Below are 18,638 nucleotides of genomic sequence, written 5' to 3'. Positions count from 1 at the left end.
GGGGCAAGCGGGCCACGAGAACCCACCATGTCCGGTTCTGCGAAAACGGGCCTTCCGGCGGTGGGGGGCGGTGGCTTGAGCGGCCTCGCCGTGGTCGACGACGTGTTCGCGCCCGCGCTTTGTCGCTGGCTGCTGGGCGAAGCACGCCGATTCTACACCGAAGAGGGCGGATTTCCCGATAGCAACGCGTTATGGCATCCCGATCTGCAGCGGGGGGAAGAGCCGGTGCGCGTCCACCGGCTGAACGAGCGTGCGGCCGGAATCGTCTGCGCATTCCTGCGCGAAGGGGGGATGCTGGAGCCCGGCGAGGCCAATGTCCTGTTCCACGCATGGCCTGTCGGCAGTTTCATTCCCTGGCACCGGGACGGCAAGCATGGCGGTGCGGCCACGGTTTACCTGAACGAGCGATGGGAACCGGAGTGGGGTGGGCTGTTTCTTCACCGCGCGTCGAAGGGCGCCCGGCCGTCGGTCGTTGTTCCGCGGTTCAATCGCGGTTTACGCAACGATTCCGGGATCGACCACTGCACGACCCCGGTTCTTCCCGGGGCTCCCGAACCCCGGTTCTCGCTTCAGGTTTTCCGGCGGCGCGACGCAGGCGCGGGCGGGGCCTGAACACCTATCGACTCTGCGTGTCGGGAAGCGCAAGACACGCCCGGGTCGCAAGGGAGAATTGCCATGCCCCAATTCGTTATCGAACGCGAAATGCCCGGCGTCGGCTCGCTCGGGGCGAGCGACCTGCAGGGCGCCTCGCAGCAATCGTGCAGTGTCCTTCGCGATCTGGGACCCGAGATACAGTGGGTCCACAGCTACGTCACCGACGACAGGATCTACTGCATCTACCGAGCGCCCAGCGAGGAGCTTATCCGGCAGCACGCGGAGACGGCAGGGTTTCCGGCGAACAGGATTTCGCAGGTCCGCAGCGTAATCGATCCGACCACGGCCGAGTAAGCGCAGATCACGATACGACGATTTCGCCCTTCATTCCGAAGGTCGAATGAAGGAAGTGGGTGCACCTGACGTCGTAGTGGCCTGCCGCGGGAGCGGTGAACCTGACCGTTACCGTGGCGCCCTTGCCAACCTCGATCCCGCCCTTGCGGATGGACCGCCGGTCGGCCGGATCGACCGCGGCTGCGGCGAAAAACCGCGGGGCGGCGAAATTGTGCCCGCCCGAACCGGTATTGGTCAGCTGCAACGCATAGGCGCGACCGTGGACGAGCTCGATCGTGGCAGGCGCGAACGCGAAGTTGGACAGCTCGACCGCGATCGTGGATCCAGGCGGATCGGCTGACGGGGCCGGGGACGCGAGAAAGCCGGCGGCGAGGGCGACAAGCGGGGCAAGCGAACGTGGGATCATCGTGGCCTCCTTGGGCCGGGACTTCCCGAATAGACCCCGACGATCGCCCAGGCAACGTCAGTCGACGGAACCCGCCGCGACACTTTTCCTGGGCGCCAGTTCGCTGTCCGGCAACCACGCGGGCGCGGCGTCGGCATTGGCGACACGATCGACAAGTGCATAGAAGAACCGGTTGAAGTCGGCGGCGGCCTGCCAGTCGATCGGCTGGTTCACGTCGTCCTGCGGCTTGTGGTAGCCGGTTCTGTACCACTCGCGATAGACCGCCTCGCTCGCGCTGCCTGGGGCAAATCCGAACACGAAGTTGACCGCCGGAATGCCCGCCTGGATGAACGGCCAGTGGTCGGTCCGGCGGATGAGGTTGCGTTCCGGTTCGGGATCGTCCTGCGGCACGATGCCCATCGCCTCGGCGATCGAAGAGGCGTCCCGCCCCAGCGTCGTGTCGTCCCGCGCGTGTATCGTCAGAAGTTCGAGCGGAAATATCGGCCTGAGCTGGTCAAGGTTGATGTTCGCCGCGACGCGCGACAGCGGGATCGTCGGATGGTCGACAAACCAGCGCGAGCCGTGGAGACCCTTCTCTTCGCCGGTCCAGATGCCGACGACGATCGGGCGGCGGTATCCTTCGCGTTTGCGCAGTTCCATCAGATGAACGATCAGCGCCACGTAAGCCGCATCGTCGAGCGTGCCGTTATAGATCGCATCGCCGTCGACCGCGCGGCCGAAGCCGTATCCATCGAGGTGCGCGCCGAGCACTATCGCCTGGTCGGCCAGCGCGGGATCGGTGCCGGGCAGATAGCCGATGACATTCGGGGATGAATACTGCGCGGTCCGCATGGCAAACGTCATTCGCGCGACGCCGCCGTCAAACGAAGGCAGGTCCCGTCCCGTGGCACCATCGGCGACGAGTGCGGCTGCGCGCCCGGACCCGATCAGCTTGTCCAGCGCATCGGCGTTGATCGTGAGGTCGATGAACGCTTCGCTATTCTCTGCTTCGGCCGACCTGATCACGCGGCGGGCATACGCGTAGGGCCACCGCGGCGGCTCGATCTCGAAGCCGGGGTCCGCGATCTCCGCGAGCCCCGCCGCGCCTGCGTTGCGCAGCGCGGCGTCGCGTTCCTTTCCGTTCGGCAGTCCGTCGCGGCGCGTGCCATGGCAGATGACGAGCTTGCCGCGCACGTCGCCGAGCACGCCCGCGCCGCAATATCCGCGATAGGCGATCGGCAGCTCGATCGAGGAAGGGAGGCCCGGCTGCGGATCGACGGTGAATTCGTCGAGAAACGCCAGATTACCGCCCGGACCGTTCAGCGTTGCGTCCGTCACGGCACGTTCCTGGAGCGAAACGCGCTGGAACCAGGTGCCGTCCTCACCGAGCGGCTGGAGGCCCGCCGCCGCCATCCTTTCAGCGACCAGCCGTGCAGCGCGTTCGTATCCGCCCGACCCCGCGTCGCGCCCTTCCATCGAATCGCTCGAAAGCTCGGTGGCGAGCGCCCACCACGCGCGCGAATCCGGATCCACGGGGCCGGGCGCGGCGTTGCCGGCAAGCAGCAGCAACGCGGCGCAGGCGACAGGCGCCTTCGCAAGGTTTCTCATCCAATGGACCTTACGGCAAACGATGCGCACGACAAGCGCCCCGCCGCAGTGCGGCAGGGCGCTGTACACAATTGGCCAAGCTTAGCCCGCGGCGAGCGCCGCGATGCTGCCGCTGGGTGCGAGCCGCTCTCCGGCGATGCGCTGCATCGCCTTCTGGAGCTTTTCGAACGCGCGCACCTCGATCTGCCGGATGCGTTCGCGGCTGACGTCGTAGACCTGGCTCAGTTCCTCGAGAGTCTGCGGGTTATCGGTCAGCCGCCGTTCGGTGAGGATGTGCTTCTCGCGGTCGTTGAGGCTGTCCATCGCCTCGAGCAGCATCTCGTGGCGGACCTGTGCCTCTTCGGCCTCGGCGGCGGTCTCGTCCTGGAGCGGACGGTCGTCCTGCAGCCAGTCCTGCCACTCGCCCGAGCCTTCCTCGGCACCGCGCATCGAGACGTTGAGCGATCCGTCGCCGCCCATCATCATCCGGCGGTTCATGTTGATCACTTCCTGCTCGGGCACGCCGAGGTCGGTCGCGATCTTGGTCACGTCGTCGGGATGGAGGTCCGAATCCTCGTAGGCCTCGAGCTCCTTCTTCATCCGCCGCAGGTTGAAGAACAGCTTCTTCTGCGCCGCCGTGGTCCCCATCTTCACGAGGCTCCACGAGCGCAGGATGAACTCCTGGATCGACGCCTTGATCCACCACATCGCGTACGTCGCGAGGCGGAAGCCGCGATCGGGTTCGAACTTCTTGACGCCCTGCATCAGGCCGACGTTGCCCTCGGAGATGAGGTCGCTGACGGGCAGGCCGTAGCCGCGATAGCCCATGGCGATCTTTGCCACGAGCCGCAGGTGGCTGGTGACGAGCTGCGCGGCCGCTTCGGGGTCCTCGTGCTCGGCATAACGCTTCGCGAGCATGTATTCCTGCTCGGGCGTGAGAATCGGGAATTTCTTGATCTCGGCCAGATAGCGGTTGAGGCTCGCCTCACCGCCCAGGGCCGGGACAGACAACGTCTTGGACTTGTTCACTTCTACCCTGACCTTTCTTCGCGTCGCCCTCGTTGTCGGGACCCCGGATGGGCATCCGTCGGATGGGGCACGCTCCACCATATATAGAGGTAGCACTGTCGCCTGTTGAGTGCTTTTCGTCGATTTCAATGAGCTACTCGGTCGATTAGTTCCGCCATGTCGGCGGGAAGTTCCGCCGCAAAGGCGAGGCGATCGCCGGTAACCGGATGAACGAAGCCGAGGCTGGACGCATGGAGCGCCTGTCGGCGAAAGCCGAGGTCCGCGAGGACGGGGCGCAATGGTGCGGGCGTTCGACCGTACACAGGGTCCCCCAGTAGCGCATTTCCGATTGACGCAAGGTGAACCCTGACTTGGTGTGTGCGGCCGGTTTCCAGCCGGCACTCGACCACCGCCGCGTTACCCAGCGCACGGAGCGTGCGGTAGTGCGTCACCGCGTGCTTGCCGCGGGACGAAGCATCGGAAATCACTGCCATCTTCTTTCGATTGGCGTCCGAGCGGCCGATCCGCCCCTCGATTCGCCCCGCGGCCGGGCGCGGCTGGCCGCCGGTAACGGCAAGGTAGGTGCGCTCGATCGAGTGATCCGCGAACTGGCGCGCCAGCCCCTCGTGCGCGGCGTCGCTCTTGGCGACCACGAGAAGGCCCGAGGTGTCCTTGTCGATACGGTGGACGATCCCGGGGCGCAGCGTCCCGTTGATGCCCGACAGCCGCCCCGCGCAGTGGTGCAGCAGCGCGTTGACCATCGTCCCGTCGAGATTGCCGGCGGCAGGGTGGACGACCAGCCCTGCGGGCTTGTTCACGACGATGAGGTGCGCATCCTCGAACACGATGTCGAGCGGGATGTCCTGCGCGGGCGTGTCGAGCGGCGCGGGCGCGGGCAGCGCGACCGTGTAGGCATCCCCTTGGGACACCTTTGCCGAGGCGCTCGCCGCGCGCCTGCCGCCCACCTCCACCGCGCCATCGGCGATGAGCGACTTGACCCGCTCGCGCGACAGCCCGGTCGCTTCGGCCAGCGCCTTGTCGAGCCGACCCGCGCTGGCGATCGCTCCGGTGATGATTTCGGCGTCCCCCATTGCTAGGGAAATGGGCGATGGAGATCGAAGTCTCAAGCGGGGTCGTGGCGACTATCGTCGCGCAGGCGTCCGCCGCGCGCCCCCGCGAGGCCTGCGGCCTGCTGCTGGGCAGGGACGAAGTCGTCGAGAGCGCGATCACCTGCGTCAATGTGCACTCCACGCCCGAGACGCATTTCGAGATCGACCCGCAGGCGCTGGTCGACGCGCACCGCACCGCGCGCGCAGGCGGTCCCCAAGTCCTCGGCTACTGGCATTCGCACCCGTTGGGGCCGCCCGCGCCCTCGGCAACCGACCGCAGCCACGCCACGGGTGACGGCAGGGTCTGGGCGATCGTCGCGTTCGAGCGTGCCGGGGGAAGGGTCGGCTGGTGGCGCGATGCCGAGCGCGGGTTCGAACCGCTTTCCTACCGCGCGTCGCGCCGCTAGGACGACGCGCATGGCTGTCCAGCATTCCTCCGTCGCGCGGCGTCTCCGAACAACCGCGCGAAGGCCGGATATCTTGCACCAGGACAGTGTGACACGTGTGACACGCTTCAGGAATTGCCCATTCTAGATGAACGACACCTCCGAACTCGACCTCGCCGCGATGCTCTGTTCGCGCCTGTGCCACGATCTGCTCTCGCCGGTGGGAGCGCTGACGAACGGGCTTGAACTCCTCGCCGACGAGCGGGACCCGGAAATGCGCCAGAAGTGCCTCGAACTGCTCGAGCAGAGCGCGAAGATCAGCGCCGACAAGCTGAAGTTCTTCCGCCTCGCGTTCGGCGCAGCGGGGGGATTTGGCGAGAGCGTTCCGGTCGACGAAGCGCGCAAGGTGACCGAGGCGCTGGTTGGTGATGCGCGCCGGGTCGAACTCAACTGGGGCCTCAGCGCTGATCGCCTGCCCAAGGGCGCGGTGAAGGTCCTCCTCAACTTCGCGCAGATCGGGCTCGATGCGCTGGTCCGCGGCGGAACGCTCGACGTGGGTGCGGAAAGCCGCGGCGGGGCGAGCGAGATCGTGGTGCGGGCCGCGGGGCCGCGCATCGCCTTCGACGAGACCATCGGGCGCGCGCTCGAGAACCGGCTCGAGCCGGGCGAGCTGTCCAGCCGCACGGCGGCCGCGCATATGCTCGCGTTGCTCGCCAGACAGGCGGGCGGCGGCCTGCAATACGTTCTGTCCGACGACGCGCTGGTGCTCGGCGCGGTGCTGCCCGAAGGCTGACCGTGGACGAGCTCGTCCACCGCACGGTTCCTTCGCCCAACTGGGACGAGCGCAAACTGCCGATCTCGATGGTCGTGCTGCATTATACCGAAATGCCGGACGCCGATGCCGCGCTGGAACGGTTGACCGATCCCGAATCGAAGGTGAGCGCCCATTATCTGATAAGCGAGGCGGGCGAGGTCATCCGGCTGGTAGAGGAAGACAAGCGGGCCTGGCACGCGGGAGTCAGCTTCTGGCGGGGGCACCGCGACGTCAATTCCGCGAGCATCGGGATCGAGCTCGATCATCCGGGCCACGCATTGGGCTACCGGGAATTTTCCGATGCCCAGTTCGAGGCGCTCGTCCCGCTGCTGGCGCGGATCGTCGATCGCTACGAGATACCCCGCGCCAACGTCGTCGGCCACTCGGACGTCGCACCGGCGCGCAAGATCGATCCGGGCGAGCTGTTTCCGTGGGATCGCCTTGCCGAATACAAGCTGTGCCTGGCGCGCCCCGACAAGCTGGAAGCGGGCGACCCGTTCGACAACGACGCCTCGTTCTATCTCGCGCTCGAGCGCTTCGGTTACGACGTCACCGAGGGGCACAAGGCGGTCGAGGCGTTCCAGCGCCGCTGGCGGCCGGAAAAGATTGACGGCGAGGTCGACGGGCAGGTGCGGGCGATCCTGTTCCGATTGCTCTTGGATCGCGACCGGGGGCGGGCTAGATAGCGAATTGCCAGGGGGCCGGGCAGCCGCGTCGCTCGCCAGAGCGTCGAGGAAAGTCCGGGCTCCACGAAACGAGGGTGGCGGGTAACGCCCGCCCGGGGAAACCCGAGGGACAGTGCCACAGAGAGTAGACCGCCTGCGACCCGCAGGTAAGGCTGAAAGGGTGCGGTAAGAGCGCACCGGGGCCCTGGCGACAGGGCTCGCACGGCAAACCCCACCCGGAGCAAGGCCAAATAGGGGTCTCGCGCGAAAGCAGGGGCGTTTCGTCCCGAGAGACCCGGGTTGGCTGCTTGAGCGCACGGAGCAATCCGTCGCCGAGATGAATGGCTGCCCCGGCGGCGTGGGTCGCTAGCGATACCGCCCGCCGGACAGAACCCGGCTTACAGGCCCCCTGGCTCCACCTCAGCTCCGCCCGATGCTGGCGTACTCGAACCCGGCCGCCCGCACGTCGTCGGGGCGATAGATGTTCCTGAGGTCGACCAGCACCGGCGCGTTCATGAGGCGCTTCATCCTGCCGAAGTCGAGTGCCCGGAATGCGTCCCATTCGGTCACGATCGCCGCGGCGTCCGCGCCTTCGAGCGCCGCGTAGGCGCTGTCGCACATCGTCACCTCGGGCATCAGGGGCCTGGCCAGCTCCATCCCTTCCGGGTCGTAGGCGGTCACGGCAACGCCATTGTCGACCAGTGCCTGCGCGATCGCGATCGCGGGGCTGTCGCGCATGTCGTCGGTGTTCGGCTTGAACGTCAGGCCAAGCAGCGCGACCGTCTTGCCGCGCGCCGCGTCCACGCCGCCGAGCGCGTCGATCACCTTGCGGCCCATCGCCCGCTTGCGGCTGTCGTTGACCTTGACCACCGCCTCGACGATCCGCGTCGGGCTGCCCGCGTCCTCGGCGGTCTTGAGCAGTGCCAGCGTGTCCTTGGGAAAGCAGCTGCCGCCGTAGCCCGGGCCGGCGTGGAGGAACTTGGCGCCGATCCGCCCGTCCATGCCGATCCCGCGCGAGACGTCCTGCACGTCGGCGCCGACTTTCTCGCACAGATCGGCCATCTCGTTGATGAAGGTGATCTTCGTCGCGAGGAAGGCGTTGGCGGCGTACTTGATCAGTTCGCTCGTGCGCCGCCCGGTGAACAGGATCGGCGATTCATTGAGGAACAGCGGGCGATAGACCTCGCGCATGACCTCGCGTCCAAAGTCGTCCTCCGCGCCGATCACGATCCGGTCGGGGCGCTTGAAGTCGCCGATCGCCGCGCCTTCGCGCAGGAATTCGGGGTTCGACACCACCGAGACGCGGTGGCTGCAGCCGGTATCCGCGATAATCCGCTCGACCTCGTCACCGGTGCCTACGGGGACGGTCGACTTGGTCACCACAACGGCGTCGTGGTCGAGGCTCTCGCCCACTTCCCGCGCCACGGCGTAGACATAGGACAGGTCCGCGTGCCCGTCGCCGCGGCGGCTCGGCGTGCCCACCGCGATGAACACGGCGGCCGCTCCGGCGATACCCTCGGCAAGATCGGTCGTGAACGACAGCCGGCCCGCCTTGACGTTGCTTTCGACGAGCGCGTCGAGGCCAGGCTCGTAGATCGGCATGATGCCATCGCGCAGCCGGTCGATCTTCGACTGGTCCTTGTCGATGCACACGACCTCGTGGCCGAAATCGGCGAAGCATGCGCCGGATACCAGTCCGACGTAGCCCGAACCGACCATCGCAATCTTCATTGGTCGCAATCCCCTGTTTCGATGGCGATTTCGCCGTCGGTTTCGACCGCCTGTATGATCCGCCGGCCTTCCCCTTCCAGCACCAGCGCGGTGAGCCGGCCCGTGCGATAGGCGCCCGTGTCGATCCCGAGACGGTTCGTCCTCACGTCGATGCCCTGGGTAATGGTGTGCCCGTGGACGACGAAGTGTTCGTGCGGCGCGTCGTGATCGAGGAACGGTTCGCGGATCCAGCGGAAGTGATGCTGTTTCTGCTCTGCCAGCGGCACGTTCGGGGCGATGCCGGCGTGCACGAACAGGTAATCCCCCGCGACGAGGTTATCGCGGCCAGCGGCCAGAAATGCGCGATGCGCCGCCGGTACCGCCTCGTGCATCAGGGACTGGATTTCCCGCAGCGTCGCGCCGTCGTAAACGGACTTTTCGATGCCGTAGCTGAGCACGGTTTCGCGTCCGCCGTGGCGGAGGAAATGGCGAAGCACGGCCTCGTCCTCAAACGATTCGAGAAACATTTCCTCGTGATTGCCGGCAAGCAGTTCGACCGGCCGGTCGGCGGACCACTGCATCGCGAGTTCGACCACGCCCGCGCTGTCGGGCCCGCGATCGATGAGGTCGCCGAGCAGGACCGCCGTGCTGCGCGCCGCACCCCCGCCGCGGCCGTCGGCTTCGATCGCATCGACCAGCGCGGCGAACAGGTCGCGGCGGCCATGGATGTCGCCCACCGCATAATATCGTTCCCCGGCGGGTACGGCCGCGCGAACCGGGGCCGGCCTGGAGCGGAAGATCTGGCGCAGGGGTTCGAACATGCGAATTCGTGTGGGGCGGTCCATGATGAAGGGGTCGAGGCGCCGCATAGGCGAGCCACCCATCGGCGGCAATCCATGAGCGCCCGGTGAACTGGGATGCTGGTGCACAAAATCAACACTTGCCCCGGCGATTGCGGCAAACAGGTTTTCTATCTTGTGCGATGCAGCATGAGCGGGCAAGAAAGTTGCGCATCTGCCGTAAGGAGGCCCGCGGAAATGACGGGTCCCCGGCGTGTGCGCAGGTGGGACGAGGCACAAACCCAAAGGAGTTTGCCATGCTCACGTCCATCCGCGGCCTCGTTGCCGCATCCGTTCTCTCCGCTTCCGCGTTCGTCGCGGCTCCCGCCATCGCCCAGGACGAGGCCGCCGGCCCCGTTACCGTTTCGGGCAGCGTCACCCTGGTTTCCGATTACCGTTTCCGCGGCGTTTCGCTGTCGGGCGGCGATCCGGCCGTCCAGGGCGGCATCACCGTGTCCCACGACAGCGGCTTCTACGTCGGCACCTGGGGCAGTTCGATCGACGACGCCGGCACCGACGTTTACGGCGACATGGAACTCGACGTGTTCGGCGGCTGGAGTGGCGATCTGGCGGAGGGCGTCGGTCTCGACGTCGGTCTCCTGCTCTACGCCTATCCGACCAACGCGGACGGCATCAAGGCCCAGTACTGGGAGCCTTACGCCACCATTTCGGGGCAGCTTGGCCCGGTCGAAGCCAAGCTGGGCGTCAACTATGCCTGGGACCAGTCCTCGCTCGGCGACGACGACAACCTCTACATCCATACCGAACTGAGCACCGCGATCCCGCAGACGCCGCTCAGCCTGTCGGCGCACCTCGGGTACACCGATGGAGTGCTGGCGCCGCCGCTGCTCGCGGGCACGGGCGACGACACGGGTTGGGACTGGTCGATCGGCGCCAGCGCGACCGTTCTCGGCAGCCTCTCGCTCGGCGTCTCGTACGTCGGGGTCGAAGGTCCCTCGATCAAGGGCTTCACCGACGATGCGGTGGTGTTCTCGATCGGCGCCAGCTTCTGATCCGCAGGGGCGGGGGCGGCCCGGCCGCTCCCGCCTTCGGTTCATCCCAGCGAGAAGTTCACCGTCGTGACCACGCGCACCTTCTTGTAGGGCGTGTCGGAAACGCCCCAGCCGCCGCCGCTGTCGCCATCGCGCGATTCGATCTCGAAATACCCCTGCGTGGCGTCGCGGATCGCGCCCACGCTGGTGCCGCTGTCCTTGGCGAACTGTTCTGCCGCGGCGCGGGCGTCGCGGGTCGCTTCCGCCACCATCGCCGGCTTGATTGCGTTCAGGCCGGTGAAGGTATAGGCCATGCCGCTGCCTTCCTCGAGCAGTACGCCCCGGTTTACCAGGTCGAACTGCCGCGCGACAGCGCGCTGCGCCCGCGCGATGTCCTTCGTCCGCAGGGCGAGCCGCTGGCGCACGGTGTACCGCGTCACCCCCCGATCGGTGTAGGTCGACACGTTCGCGCCAGTCGGTTGGAGCGCATCCGCGGGAAACCCGAGGCCGGCAAAGAACGCCTCGATCGCGCGCGTGTCGGCGCGCACTTTTGCCTGGACCGCCGGCAGGTCTTCGCCGGTGGCGGAATAGGAGATGGTCCAGGTGGCAAGATCTGCGGTGACGTTGCGTTCGGCGAGCCCGCGGACCGTCACCGCGCGATCCGCCTCCTTGGCCCTCAGCAACCCGTCGCCAAGCAGGTATCCGCCCGCGATCAGCCCGGTCGCCAGCACCGAGGAGGTGCCCAGCCATCGCAGCGATGTCGCGTCGGTCGCAAACCGGAACCGGCGTGCGCTTGGGGCGGTTGAGGATTGATCGTCGGTGTCGGCCATCGCTAAGGCACTCCCTGATGCAGCGCGACCCGCAAGACGAACCGTGCATTTCTGTCGATGAACCGTTTTTGAATGGAGCCCGCCCGATGGTGAAATACCTGCACACGATGATCCGGGTGACCGATCCCGACGCGACGGTCGCGTTCTTCGAACTCATCGGCCTGAAGGAAACCCGGCGGTTCGACAGCGAGCAGGGTCGCTTCACGCTGATCTTCCTTGCCGCGCCGGGGCAGGAAGGCATCGCCGAGGTCGAACTGACCTACAACTGGCCGCCCGCAGACGGCAGTTCGCCGGAAACATATACCGGCGGTCGCAATTTCGGGCACCTCGCCTACCGGGTCGACAACGTCTACGAGACGTGCGCGCGACTGCAGGCGGCGGGCCACACGATCCATCGCCCGCCGCGCGACGGGCACATGGCCTTCGTCAAGTCGCCTGACGGCATCTCGGTCGAATTGCTCCAGGAGGGCAACCTGCCTCCCCAGGAACCGTGGGCCAGCATGCCCAACACCGGCAGCTGGTGAGTAATCCGGGACGGCGAGTCCGGTTTGGCTGGCCATTGGCCCGCGGATTTGCTTGAGGGCGGACATGACAGCCACCCTCATCGTCGTTTTCGTCCTCGCCTACGCCGCCATCGCGCTCGAGGAGCCGTTGCGGACGAACAAGTCCGCTGCGGCGCTCGTCGGCGCGGGCCTCCTGTGGACGATCTACGCGCTGTCCACGGGAATGCCCGAGGCGGTCGACGAGCAGCTGAACGAATCGCTGGTGGAAACGGCGCAGATCGCCTTCTTCCTCCTTGGCGCGATGACGATCGTCGAGGTGATCGATTCGCACGACGGCTTCGACGTCATCACCAGCCGGCTCAAGTCGAAGACGCTTGCGACCCTGCTGCTGTTTATTTGTTCGGTGACGTTCTTTCTCAGCGCGATTCTCGACAACCTGACGACCACGATTGTCATGATCTCGCTTTGCCGACGGTTGTTGCAGGAAAAGGCCGACCGCCTCCTGTTCGCGGGCATGATCGTGATTTCCGCGAATGCCGGCGGCGCCTGGTCGCCGATGGGCGACGTCACAACCACGATGCTGTGGATCGGTGGGCAGGTGACGGCGGGCGCGATCGTCACCAAGCTGATCGTCCCGTCGCTGGCGAACATGGTCTTGCCACTGGCGATCGTGGCTTGGAGCCTGCGCGGCAAGGAGATTCTCGCTCCCGAAGTGCCGGCGCCGTCGTCGTCGGAACACCGGGTCACTACCCCGTTCGAGCGCAACCTGATCTTCGGGGCAGGTCTCGCGGCGCTGGTCTCGGTGCCGATCTTCAAGGCGGTGACCCACCTCCCGCCGTTCCTCGGCGTTCTGTTCGGCCTGGGGATCCTGTGGGTGATCGCCGACCGCGTCCACCGCGAAAAGCCTTACGAGGAGCGCAGCCGAGTCACGATCGCCAATGCGCTCGCCCGCATCGACATGAGCGCGATCACCTTCTTCATCGGCATCCTGCTCGCGGTCGCCACGCTCCAGCACGCCGGGGTGCTCGCAGCACTTGCGACGATCCTCGACAACACCCTCGGCCGGCTCGACCTGATCGTGCTGGTGATCGGCCTCGTCAGCGCGGTGGTCGACAACGTGCCGATGGTGGCGGGCGCCATGGGGATGTACAGTCTCGATGCGCACCCGGCGGACAGCTTCCTGTGGGAATTCCTCGCCTATTGTGCGGGCACCGGCGGTTCGATCCTCATCATCGGTTCGGCGGCGGGCGTCGCGGCGATGGGCATCGAGAAGATTGATTTCATCTGGTACCTGAAGCGTTTCAGCCTGCTGGCATTGATCGGCTACCTGGCGGGGGCCGGGGTCTACATCCTGCAGGAAGAAGTCCTGCGCCATGCGGCACTTGTCTGACGGCCCGGCGCCCGCGCGGTCAGTCCTTTCGGGCCGATAACCGTAGCAGCACGTAGCCGAGCACGAGCGAGGCGAACGTCCCGGCGAGCACGCCGATCTTCGCCTGTTCGTACAGCTCGGGCGCGTCGGCGAACGCCATCGTGCCGATGAACAGGCTCATCGTGAAACCGATTCCGCACAGGACCGCGACGCCCCACAGCTGAATCCAGCTCGCGTCCTCGGGGGGGCGTGCAAGGCCGAGCCAGCGGGCGCCCGCCACGGCGCCCAGAATGCCGACCTGCTTGCCCACGAACAGGCCGCCGGCAATTGCCAGCGGTAGCGGGGCAAGGAAGCCCTCCGGGCCGATGCCGCGCAGGTCGACTCCGGCGTTCGCAAGAGCAAAGACGGGAACCACGAGATACGCGTTCCACGGCGCGAGCCCGTGCTCGACCTTCTCGAGAAAGGGCGTGTCGTCGCGGCGGCGCATCGGTATCGTCAGCGCGGCGACGACCCCGGCGATGGTCGCGTGGATGCCCGAATGGAGCACGCAGACCCAGAGCAGGACCGCGGCCGCCACGTAGGGCCACGTCCGGTCGACCTGGCGGAGGTTCATCACCGCCATCGCCGAAGCGACCACGACCGCGCCGATCAGCCACAGTGCCTTGACCTGCACGGTGTAGAATACCGCGATGATGATGACCGCGCCGATGTCGTCGACGATCGCGACGGTCAGCAGGAACAGGCGCAGCGAGCCGGGCACGCGGTTTCCGAGCAAGCCCACCACGCCCATGGCAAAGGCTATGTCGGTCGCTGCCGGAATCGCCCAACCCCGGTCGAGCCGCGGATCGTCCCCGACCAGCGCGACGAACAGCGCCGCAGGGATAGCCATGCCGGCGACGGCGGCGATCACCGGGAGCCGCCGCGCCTCGGGGTCCGACAGGTCGCCCTCGGCCAGTTCGCGCTTCACTTCGAGGCCGACCACGAAGAAGAATATCGCCATCAAGGCATCGTTGATCCACAGGTGGAGATTCGACAGCTTGGGGATCGGCGTCCACGCGAGCGTCCCGTGGAACACTGCGTGGTACGCATCGGACAGCGCCGAATTGGCGAGTGCCATGGCCACGATGGCCACGGTTATCAGGAGCACGCCTTCGCGCGAATCCGATACAAACAGCGCGCGAACCGGGGCGACCGCGCGTTCGAGCGGGGAACGAAGTTGCTGCATGGCCTTGTCCTTGACGATGCAGGTGGCGCTGGCAAGACGTCTTGGTCGTGCGCGAAAGGGCTCCCGCGCGGTTGACTCGCGCTTGCCCCCAACCTAAGGGCGGCGCGTCTGCGGCCGGCCTTGCTGGCCGCGTTTTTCTATGAACTCCGTGCGAGGCTAACGCTCTTCGTGGCGAACGATCCCGAAAACGCCCCCATTGGCGAGGACCCCAAGCTCGATTCGCTCGAGGACCGCATCGCGCGTGCGCGCCATGCGGAGGACGAGCGGATGGCAAAGGAGCACGCCCCCATGCGGGACGGTCGCAGCGCGGGGATCCAGATCGCTTCGACCATGCTCGGTTATCCGCTAGGCGGGATTCTCGTCGGACTCGTGCTCGACAACGTGTTCGACACGCTCCCGTGGATTACCATCGGCTTGATGTTCCTCGCTTTCGCGGGCGCGCTCATGCACGTCGCCCGCATGTCCAAGAACCGCTGAGAATAGGACCTGACTGTGGCTGCCCCCGCCAAGATCGATCCGATGCACCAGTTCATGATCGCGCCGATCGGCAGCGATCAACTGGCCGCCACCCCGTTCCAGTTCACCAATTCCGCGCTGTGGATGATCATCGTCCTCGTCGCGATTCTGGTGTTCATGTGGGGCGGCACCAAGCGCGAGCTGGTGCCGGGCCGCTGGCAGGCCGCGGTGGAGATGCTCACCGGGTTCCTCGACAATGTCACCCGCCAGAACATCGGGCCTGAAGGGCGCAAGTACCTGCCGTGGGTGTTCACGGCATTCGTGTTCATCCTCGCCGCCAACTGGATCGGCGCGATGCCGTTCGCGATCGTCCCGGGCGCACATCCCTTCACGGTGACCAGCCAGTTCACCGTCACCGGCACGATGAGCATCATCAGCTTCGCGATCGTGCTCGGCGTGGGCTTCTGGAAGCACGGGCTGCACTTCTTCAGCCTGTTCGTGCCGCACGGCACCCCGCTGCCGCTGAAGTTCATCGTCGCCCCGATCGAGTTCGTCTCGTTCCTGGTGCGTCCTTTCAGCCTTGGCCTGCGACCGTTCATCGCGATGTTCGCCGGGCACATCCTGCTCGAGGTGTTCGGCAATTTCGTCGTGCAGGGCCTGAATGCTGGCGGCCCGATGGGCTACGGCATTTCGCTGCTCGCCTTCGTCTTCGTCGTGTTCGTGAATGCGCTGGAACTGCTGGTCGGCGCGATCCAGGCGTTCGTGTTTGCTCTCCTGACGGCGCTGTACATCAACGACGCTGTCAATCTTCACTGATCTTTCAAGTAAATACCAATCGGAGTTAAGACAATGGAACTCGCTTCTGCTCAGGTTATCGGTGCCGGTATCGCGGCGATCGGCGTCGGCGCTGCCGCCGCCGGCGTGGGCTTCGTGTTCGGTTCGTTCCTTCAGGGCGCGCTGCGCAACCCGGCGGCCGCCGGCGGCCAGACCGGCACGCTGTACATCGGCTTCGCCGCCGCCGAGCTGCTCGGCCTGATGGCGTTCGCCGTGGCGATGATCATCCTCTACGCGCGCTGATTTGTCGGTACGCCCGGCGGTTTCGCGCCGCCGGGCTAGCCCGTCAGGTTCTCGTGTAAGGTAGTCCGATGCCACAACTCGCCCAACTCGGCCTCGTCCTTCAGTCGCAGCTATTCTGGCTGCTGCTGACGCTGGCTGCGATCTATTTCATCGCCGGGCGCGGGATTGTGCCCAAGGTGGAAGACACCGTCGACGCGCGCGACGCCCAGATCGCCGCCGACCTCGCGGAAGCAGAGCGCCTGCGTGCCGAGGCCGATGCCGACGAGGAAGGCTGGCGCACGAGGATGAACGAGGTTCACGCCGCGGCCGCCGCCCAGGCGGCGGAAGCCAAGGCCAAGGCCACGGCCGATGCCGACAAGCGCATCGCCAAGGCCAACGCCGACCTCGCCAAGAAAACCGCGGCAGCCGAAGCCGAACTCGATGCCGCCCGCGCCAGTGCGCTGGCCGAACTCGAAGGCGTGGCCGCCGAAGCCGCGCGCGACATCGTCGCCAAGCTGACCGGCTCCACGGTCACCGAAGCGGCCGCGCGCAAGGCCGTCGCAGGAGCGATGAACCGTGCTTGATCTGCTTGTCGCTGCCGCCGAAGGGGCGGAGGAACACGCCGAGGCCGCCGCGTTCGGCATTCACTGGCTGACGCCCGGAACGTTCGTCGCGCTGGCCATGCTGGTGGTGTTCGCGATCATGCTGGCGGCCGGCGTGCCGGGGATCATCGCGCGCCTGCTCGATGCCCGGATCGCGGGTATCCGCACCCAGCTCGAGGAAGCGAAGCAGTTGCGCGCCGAAGCGCAGGCGCTGCGCGACGATTACGCCAGGAAGGCTGCCGAGGCGGAAAAGGACATTGAGGCGATGAAGGCCTCGGCCGAACGCAACGCGGCCGAGATCGTCGAGAAAGCGAAGGCCGACGCCGCCGCGATGATCGCGCGCCACAAGGCTGCGAGCGCCGAGAAGATCGCCGCTGCCGAGCGCAACGCGATTGCCGAATTGCGGACCAAGGCCGCGACGGCCGCCGCGGCCGCCGCACGTCAGCTTATCGCCGACAAGCATGGCGAGGACGCGGATCGCAAGCTCGCCGACGAGATCATCGCCGGCATCTGACTTTTTCGGAACGCGTTGACGGGGCCACGCGCTCTTCTGTCGAATGACAGGAGAACGCCGTGGCCCTTTCAGCACTCGCCATCAATTGCTCGCTCGCCAGGACGCGCGCCCGCAAGAGCTCGACCGACGCGATGATCGGCGTGCTCGGAGAGGCGTTTGCCGCGCACGACGTGGCGATCGCCGAGACGATCCGTATCGCCGACTACAACGTCGAGCCTGGCGTCACTTCGGACGAGGGTCCGGACGATGATTGGCCCGGCATCCGGGAGAAGATCCTCGCGCACGACATCCTGGTCTTCGGAACACCGATCTGGATGGGGCAGGCCAGCTCGATCGCCAAGCGCGTGCTCGAGCGGATGGACGCCTTCCTGGCGGAGACCGATGACGCGGGTAGAATGCCGAGCTATTCCAAGGTCGCGGTGGCCGCGATCGTCGGCAACGAGGACGGCGCCCACTGGGCGACCTCGCAGCTGTTCCAGAGCCTCAACGACACGGGTTGGACGATCCCTGCGGTCGCGGCCTGTTATTGGGTCGGCGAGGCGATGCATTCGACCGATTTCGTCGACCTCGAGCATCGTCCGCGCAAGGTGACCGAGACCGCCCGCATGGTGGCGAGCAACGCTGCCCACCTGGCGGGCCTGCTGAAGGGCGCGCCTTATCCGGGCTAGGGTTCGAAAACGACCTTCCCGACCAGCTCGCCGCGCGCCATCGCCTCGAATCCCTCGCGCCAGCCTTCGAGCGGGAGGACGCGGTCGATGACCGGTTCGATCGATCGCGCCTGGGCAAGCCGGGCGACCTCGGCGGCAATTGCCTTGCCCCGCGCGGGAACGCGCCGCGCGTATTCGCCCGCCCGCACGCCGACGACGGAAAAGCCCTTGATGAGCGGGATGTTGACCGGGACTTGCGGGATGCGTCCCGACGCGAACCCGATCACGAGCAGCTTGCCGCCGAACGCGACGCACCGCGTGCTCTCGTCGAACACGTCGCCGCCCACCGGATCGTAGACGATATCGCACAGCGCGCCGCCGGTCAGGTCGATGATCTCTTCGCGAAAGCGGCCGCGATTGACGATCATCGCGTCTGGGCGGGCCGCAGCGCGGATCGCCTCGACCTTGGCCGGGTCATGAGTCGCGGCGATCACGCGGGCCCCCTTCGCGCGGGCAAGGTCGCACGCTGCGAGGCCGACGCCGCCGCTGGCGCCGTGAACGAGGACCCACTGGCCCTCGCGCAGGCCGCCGATCTCGACGAGCGCGGTGTAGGCGGTGGTGTAGGCCGCGCCCAGCGCTGCGGCCGTCGCAAAGTCTAAGCCCCGGGGCACGGGTCTCAGCGCCGTCACCGGAAAGCTCGCTTGCTCGGCAAAGGCGCCGGTCTTGGTGCCGCCCATCACCCGGTCGCCCGGCGTCAGGCCACTATCCGCCTCAGCCTCGACGACGACGCCGGCCATTTCCAGCCCGATGACGAACGGCAGACCGGGTTTGAACTGGTACGCGCCGCGGGTCATGAGCAGGTCGGGATAGTTGAGCGAGGCGGCGCGCACCGCGACGAGCGCCTCGCCTGGACGCCGTTCGGGCTCCGGGCGTTCGGCGAGGGATACGCCGGACAGGTCATCGGACAGTCTCTCGACCAGCAACGCTCTCACG

The 18,638-nt window shown here is 66.7% G+C and carries 23 protein-coding genes and 1 other RNA gene; 15 read left to right on the top strand and 9 right to left on the bottom strand.

The window, feature by feature from the left end:
- Nucleotides 1-75: 75 nt before the first annotated feature.
- Nucleotides 76-612 carry a 2OG-Fe(II) oxygenase gene (locus N0B51_RS07810; protein ID WP_259961748.1) on the top strand — a complete coding sequence of 179 codons (537 nt, stop codon included), beginning with the start codon at nucleotides 76-78 and terminating at the stop codon, nucleotides 610-612.
- 63 nt (nucleotides 613-675) lie between these two features.
- Entirely contained in the window at nucleotides 676-948 is a 273-nt protein-coding gene (locus N0B51_RS07805) for a DUF4242 domain-containing protein (protein ID WP_259961747.1), read from the top strand.
- A 7-nt stretch (nucleotides 949-955) separates the two neighbouring features.
- Here the strand turns inward: N0B51_RS07805 and N0B51_RS07800 are convergent, their stop codons facing one another.
- The 4 genes from N0B51_RS07800 to N0B51_RS07785 all read right to left on the bottom strand — a co-directional run bounded on the left by N0B51_RS07800 (nucleotide 956) and on the right by N0B51_RS07785 (nucleotide 5,019).
- The gene (locus N0B51_RS07800) at nucleotides 956-1,354 is read right to left on the bottom strand and encodes a cupredoxin domain-containing protein (RefSeq protein ID WP_259961746.1); all 399 of its coding nucleotides are present in this window, start codon (nucleotides 1,352-1,354) and stop codon (nucleotides 956-958) included.
- Nucleotides 1,355-1,411: 57 nt separating this feature from the next.
- A complete protein-coding gene (locus N0B51_RS07795) occupies nucleotides 1,412-2,941 on the bottom strand; it encodes a M28 family peptidase (RefSeq protein WP_259961745.1) in 1,530 nt (509 codons plus the stop codon).
- Between the two features lie 81 nt (nucleotides 2,942-3,022).
- Nucleotides 3,023-3,886 (bottom strand): RNA polymerase sigma factor RpoH, encoded by an 864-nt coding sequence (rpoH, locus tag N0B51_RS07790; protein WP_375545943.1) that lies wholly within the window; start codon nucleotides 3,884-3,886, stop codon nucleotides 3,023-3,025.
- 188 nt (nucleotides 3,887-4,074) lie between these two features.
- Complete coding sequence (locus N0B51_RS07785) at nucleotides 4,075-5,019, bottom strand: RluA family pseudouridine synthase (RefSeq protein WP_259961743.1); 945 nt, start codon at nucleotides 5,017-5,019, stop codon at nucleotides 4,075-4,077.
- A gap of 17 nt (nucleotides 5,020-5,036) precedes the next feature.
- Between N0B51_RS07785 and N0B51_RS07780 the strand changes: the two genes are divergently transcribed.
- The 4 genes from N0B51_RS07780 to rnpB all read left to right on the top strand — a co-directional run bounded on the left by N0B51_RS07780 (nucleotide 5,037) and on the right by rnpB (nucleotide 7,319).
- Nucleotides 5,037-5,444 carry a M67 family metallopeptidase gene (locus N0B51_RS07780; protein WP_259961742.1) on the top strand — a complete coding sequence of 136 codons (408 nt, stop codon included), beginning with the start codon at nucleotides 5,037-5,039 and terminating at the stop codon, nucleotides 5,442-5,444.
- Between the two features lie 127 nt (nucleotides 5,445-5,571).
- Entirely contained in the window at nucleotides 5,572-6,216 is a 645-nt protein-coding gene (locus tag N0B51_RS07775) for a histidine phosphotransferase family protein (protein WP_259961741.1), read from the top strand.
- 68 nt (nucleotides 6,217-6,284) lie between these two features.
- Nucleotides 6,285-6,923, top strand: coding sequence for an N-acetylmuramoyl-L-alanine amidase (locus N0B51_RS07770; RefSeq protein WP_259961859.1), 639 nt, complete (start codon nucleotides 6,285-6,287; stop codon nucleotides 6,921-6,923).
- A 7-nt stretch (nucleotides 6,924-6,930) separates the two neighbouring features.
- Nucleotides 6,931-7,319: RNase P RNA component class A (gene rnpB, locus N0B51_RS07765), an RNA gene on the top strand.
- 3 nt (nucleotides 7,320-7,322) lie between these two features.
- Here rnpB and N0B51_RS07760 read toward each other — a convergent pair.
- Nucleotides 7,323-8,633: a UDP-glucose dehydrogenase family protein gene (locus N0B51_RS07760; protein WP_259961740.1), complete on the bottom strand. Its 1,311-nt coding sequence runs from the start codon at nucleotides 8,631-8,633 to the stop codon at nucleotides 7,323-7,325.
- Complete coding sequence (locus tag N0B51_RS07755; protein ID WP_259961739.1) at nucleotides 8,630-9,433, bottom strand: metallophosphoesterase family protein; 804 nt, start codon at nucleotides 9,431-9,433, stop codon at nucleotides 8,630-8,632. The genes N0B51_RS07760 and N0B51_RS07755 overlap by 4 nt, the downstream gene beginning before the upstream one ends.
- A 275-nt stretch (nucleotides 9,434-9,708) precedes the next feature.
- On the opposite strand from N0B51_RS07755, the gene N0B51_RS07750 reads away from it, so the two are divergent.
- Nucleotides 9,709-10,464 carry a TorF family putative porin gene (locus N0B51_RS07750; protein WP_259961738.1) on the top strand — a complete coding sequence of 252 codons (756 nt, stop codon included), beginning with the start codon at nucleotides 9,709-9,711 and terminating at the stop codon, nucleotides 10,462-10,464.
- A gap of 41 nt (nucleotides 10,465-10,505) precedes the next feature.
- On the opposite strand, the gene N0B51_RS07745 is transcribed toward N0B51_RS07750, so the two are convergent.
- Nucleotides 10,506-11,273 (bottom strand): SIMPL domain-containing protein, encoded by a 768-nt coding sequence (locus N0B51_RS07745; protein WP_259961737.1) that lies wholly within the window; start codon nucleotides 11,271-11,273, stop codon nucleotides 10,506-10,508.
- A gap of 86 nt (nucleotides 11,274-11,359) precedes the next feature.
- Between N0B51_RS07745 and N0B51_RS07740 the strand changes: the two genes are divergently transcribed.
- Together N0B51_RS07740 and nhaD are read left to right on the top strand one after the other, a co-directional pair.
- Nucleotides 11,360-11,797 carry a VOC family protein gene (locus tag N0B51_RS07740; RefSeq protein WP_259961736.1) on the top strand — a complete coding sequence of 146 codons (438 nt, stop codon included), beginning with the start codon at nucleotides 11,360-11,362 and terminating at the stop codon, nucleotides 11,795-11,797.
- Nucleotides 11,798-11,861: 64 nt separating this feature from the next.
- The gene (gene nhaD / locus N0B51_RS07735) at nucleotides 11,862-13,166 is read left to right on the top strand and encodes a sodium:proton antiporter NhaD (RefSeq protein ID WP_259961735.1); all 1,305 of its coding nucleotides are present in this window, start codon (nucleotides 11,862-11,864) and stop codon (nucleotides 13,164-13,166) included.
- Nucleotides 13,167-13,185: 19 nt separating this feature from the next.
- Here the strand turns inward: nhaD and nhaA are convergent, their stop codons facing one another.
- On the bottom strand, nucleotides 13,186-14,370 hold the full coding sequence (gene nhaA, locus N0B51_RS07730; RefSeq protein WP_259961734.1) for a Na+/H+ antiporter NhaA: 1,185 nt from the start codon (nucleotides 14,368-14,370) through the stop codon (nucleotides 13,186-13,188).
- A gap of 168 nt (nucleotides 14,371-14,538) precedes the next feature.
- On the opposite strand from nhaA, the gene N0B51_RS07725 reads away from it, so the two are divergent.
- The 6 genes from N0B51_RS07725 (at nucleotide 14,539) to N0B51_RS07700 (ending at nucleotide 17,666) form a co-directional block, all read left to right on the top strand.
- Nucleotides 14,539-14,847 carry an AtpZ/AtpI family protein gene (locus tag N0B51_RS07725; protein WP_259961733.1) on the top strand — a complete coding sequence of 103 codons (309 nt, stop codon included), beginning with the start codon at nucleotides 14,539-14,541 and terminating at the stop codon, nucleotides 14,845-14,847.
- Nucleotides 14,848-14,889: 42 nt separating this feature from the next.
- Nucleotides 14,890-15,642, top strand: a complete 753-nt coding sequence (locus N0B51_RS07720) for a F0F1 ATP synthase subunit A (protein WP_259961858.1) — start codon at nucleotides 14,890-14,892, stop codon at nucleotides 15,640-15,642.
- 33 nt (nucleotides 15,643-15,675) lie between these two features.
- Nucleotides 15,676-15,903, top strand: a complete 228-nt coding sequence (locus tag N0B51_RS07715; RefSeq protein ID WP_259961732.1) for an ATP synthase subunit C-like protein — start codon at nucleotides 15,676-15,678, stop codon at nucleotides 15,901-15,903.
- Between the two features lie 68 nt (nucleotides 15,904-15,971).
- Nucleotides 15,972-16,466 carry a F0F1 ATP synthase subunit B family protein gene (locus N0B51_RS07710; RefSeq protein ID WP_259961731.1) on the top strand — a complete coding sequence of 165 codons (495 nt, stop codon included), beginning with the start codon at nucleotides 15,972-15,974 and terminating at the stop codon, nucleotides 16,464-16,466.
- The gene (locus N0B51_RS07705; RefSeq protein ID WP_259961730.1) at nucleotides 16,459-16,998 is read left to right on the top strand and encodes a F0F1 ATP synthase subunit B family protein; all 540 of its coding nucleotides are present in this window, start codon (nucleotides 16,459-16,461) and stop codon (nucleotides 16,996-16,998) included. The genes N0B51_RS07710 and N0B51_RS07705 overlap by 8 nt, the downstream gene beginning before the upstream one ends.
- A gap of 59 nt (nucleotides 16,999-17,057) precedes the next feature.
- The gene (locus tag N0B51_RS07700) at nucleotides 17,058-17,666 is read left to right on the top strand and encodes a flavodoxin family protein (RefSeq protein ID WP_259961729.1); all 609 of its coding nucleotides are present in this window, start codon (nucleotides 17,058-17,060) and stop codon (nucleotides 17,664-17,666) included.
- Here the strand turns inward: N0B51_RS07700 and N0B51_RS07695 are convergent.
- On the bottom strand, nucleotides 17,663-18,637 hold the full coding sequence (locus N0B51_RS07695) for an NADPH:quinone oxidoreductase family protein (RefSeq protein WP_259961728.1): 975 nt from the start codon (nucleotides 18,635-18,637) through the stop codon (nucleotides 17,663-17,665). The genes N0B51_RS07700 and N0B51_RS07695 overlap by 4 nt on opposite strands.
- Nucleotide 18,638: the final 1 nt, after the last annotated feature.

The sequence above is a fragment of the Tsuneonella litorea genome (genome assembly GCF_025154015.1).
Classification (GTDB): domain Bacteria; phylum Pseudomonadota; class Alphaproteobacteria; order Sphingomonadales; family Sphingomonadaceae; genus Tsuneonella; species Tsuneonella litorea.
Note: the sequence above shows the minus strand (reverse complement) of the source record. Positions and strands in the feature narration are given on the sequence as shown.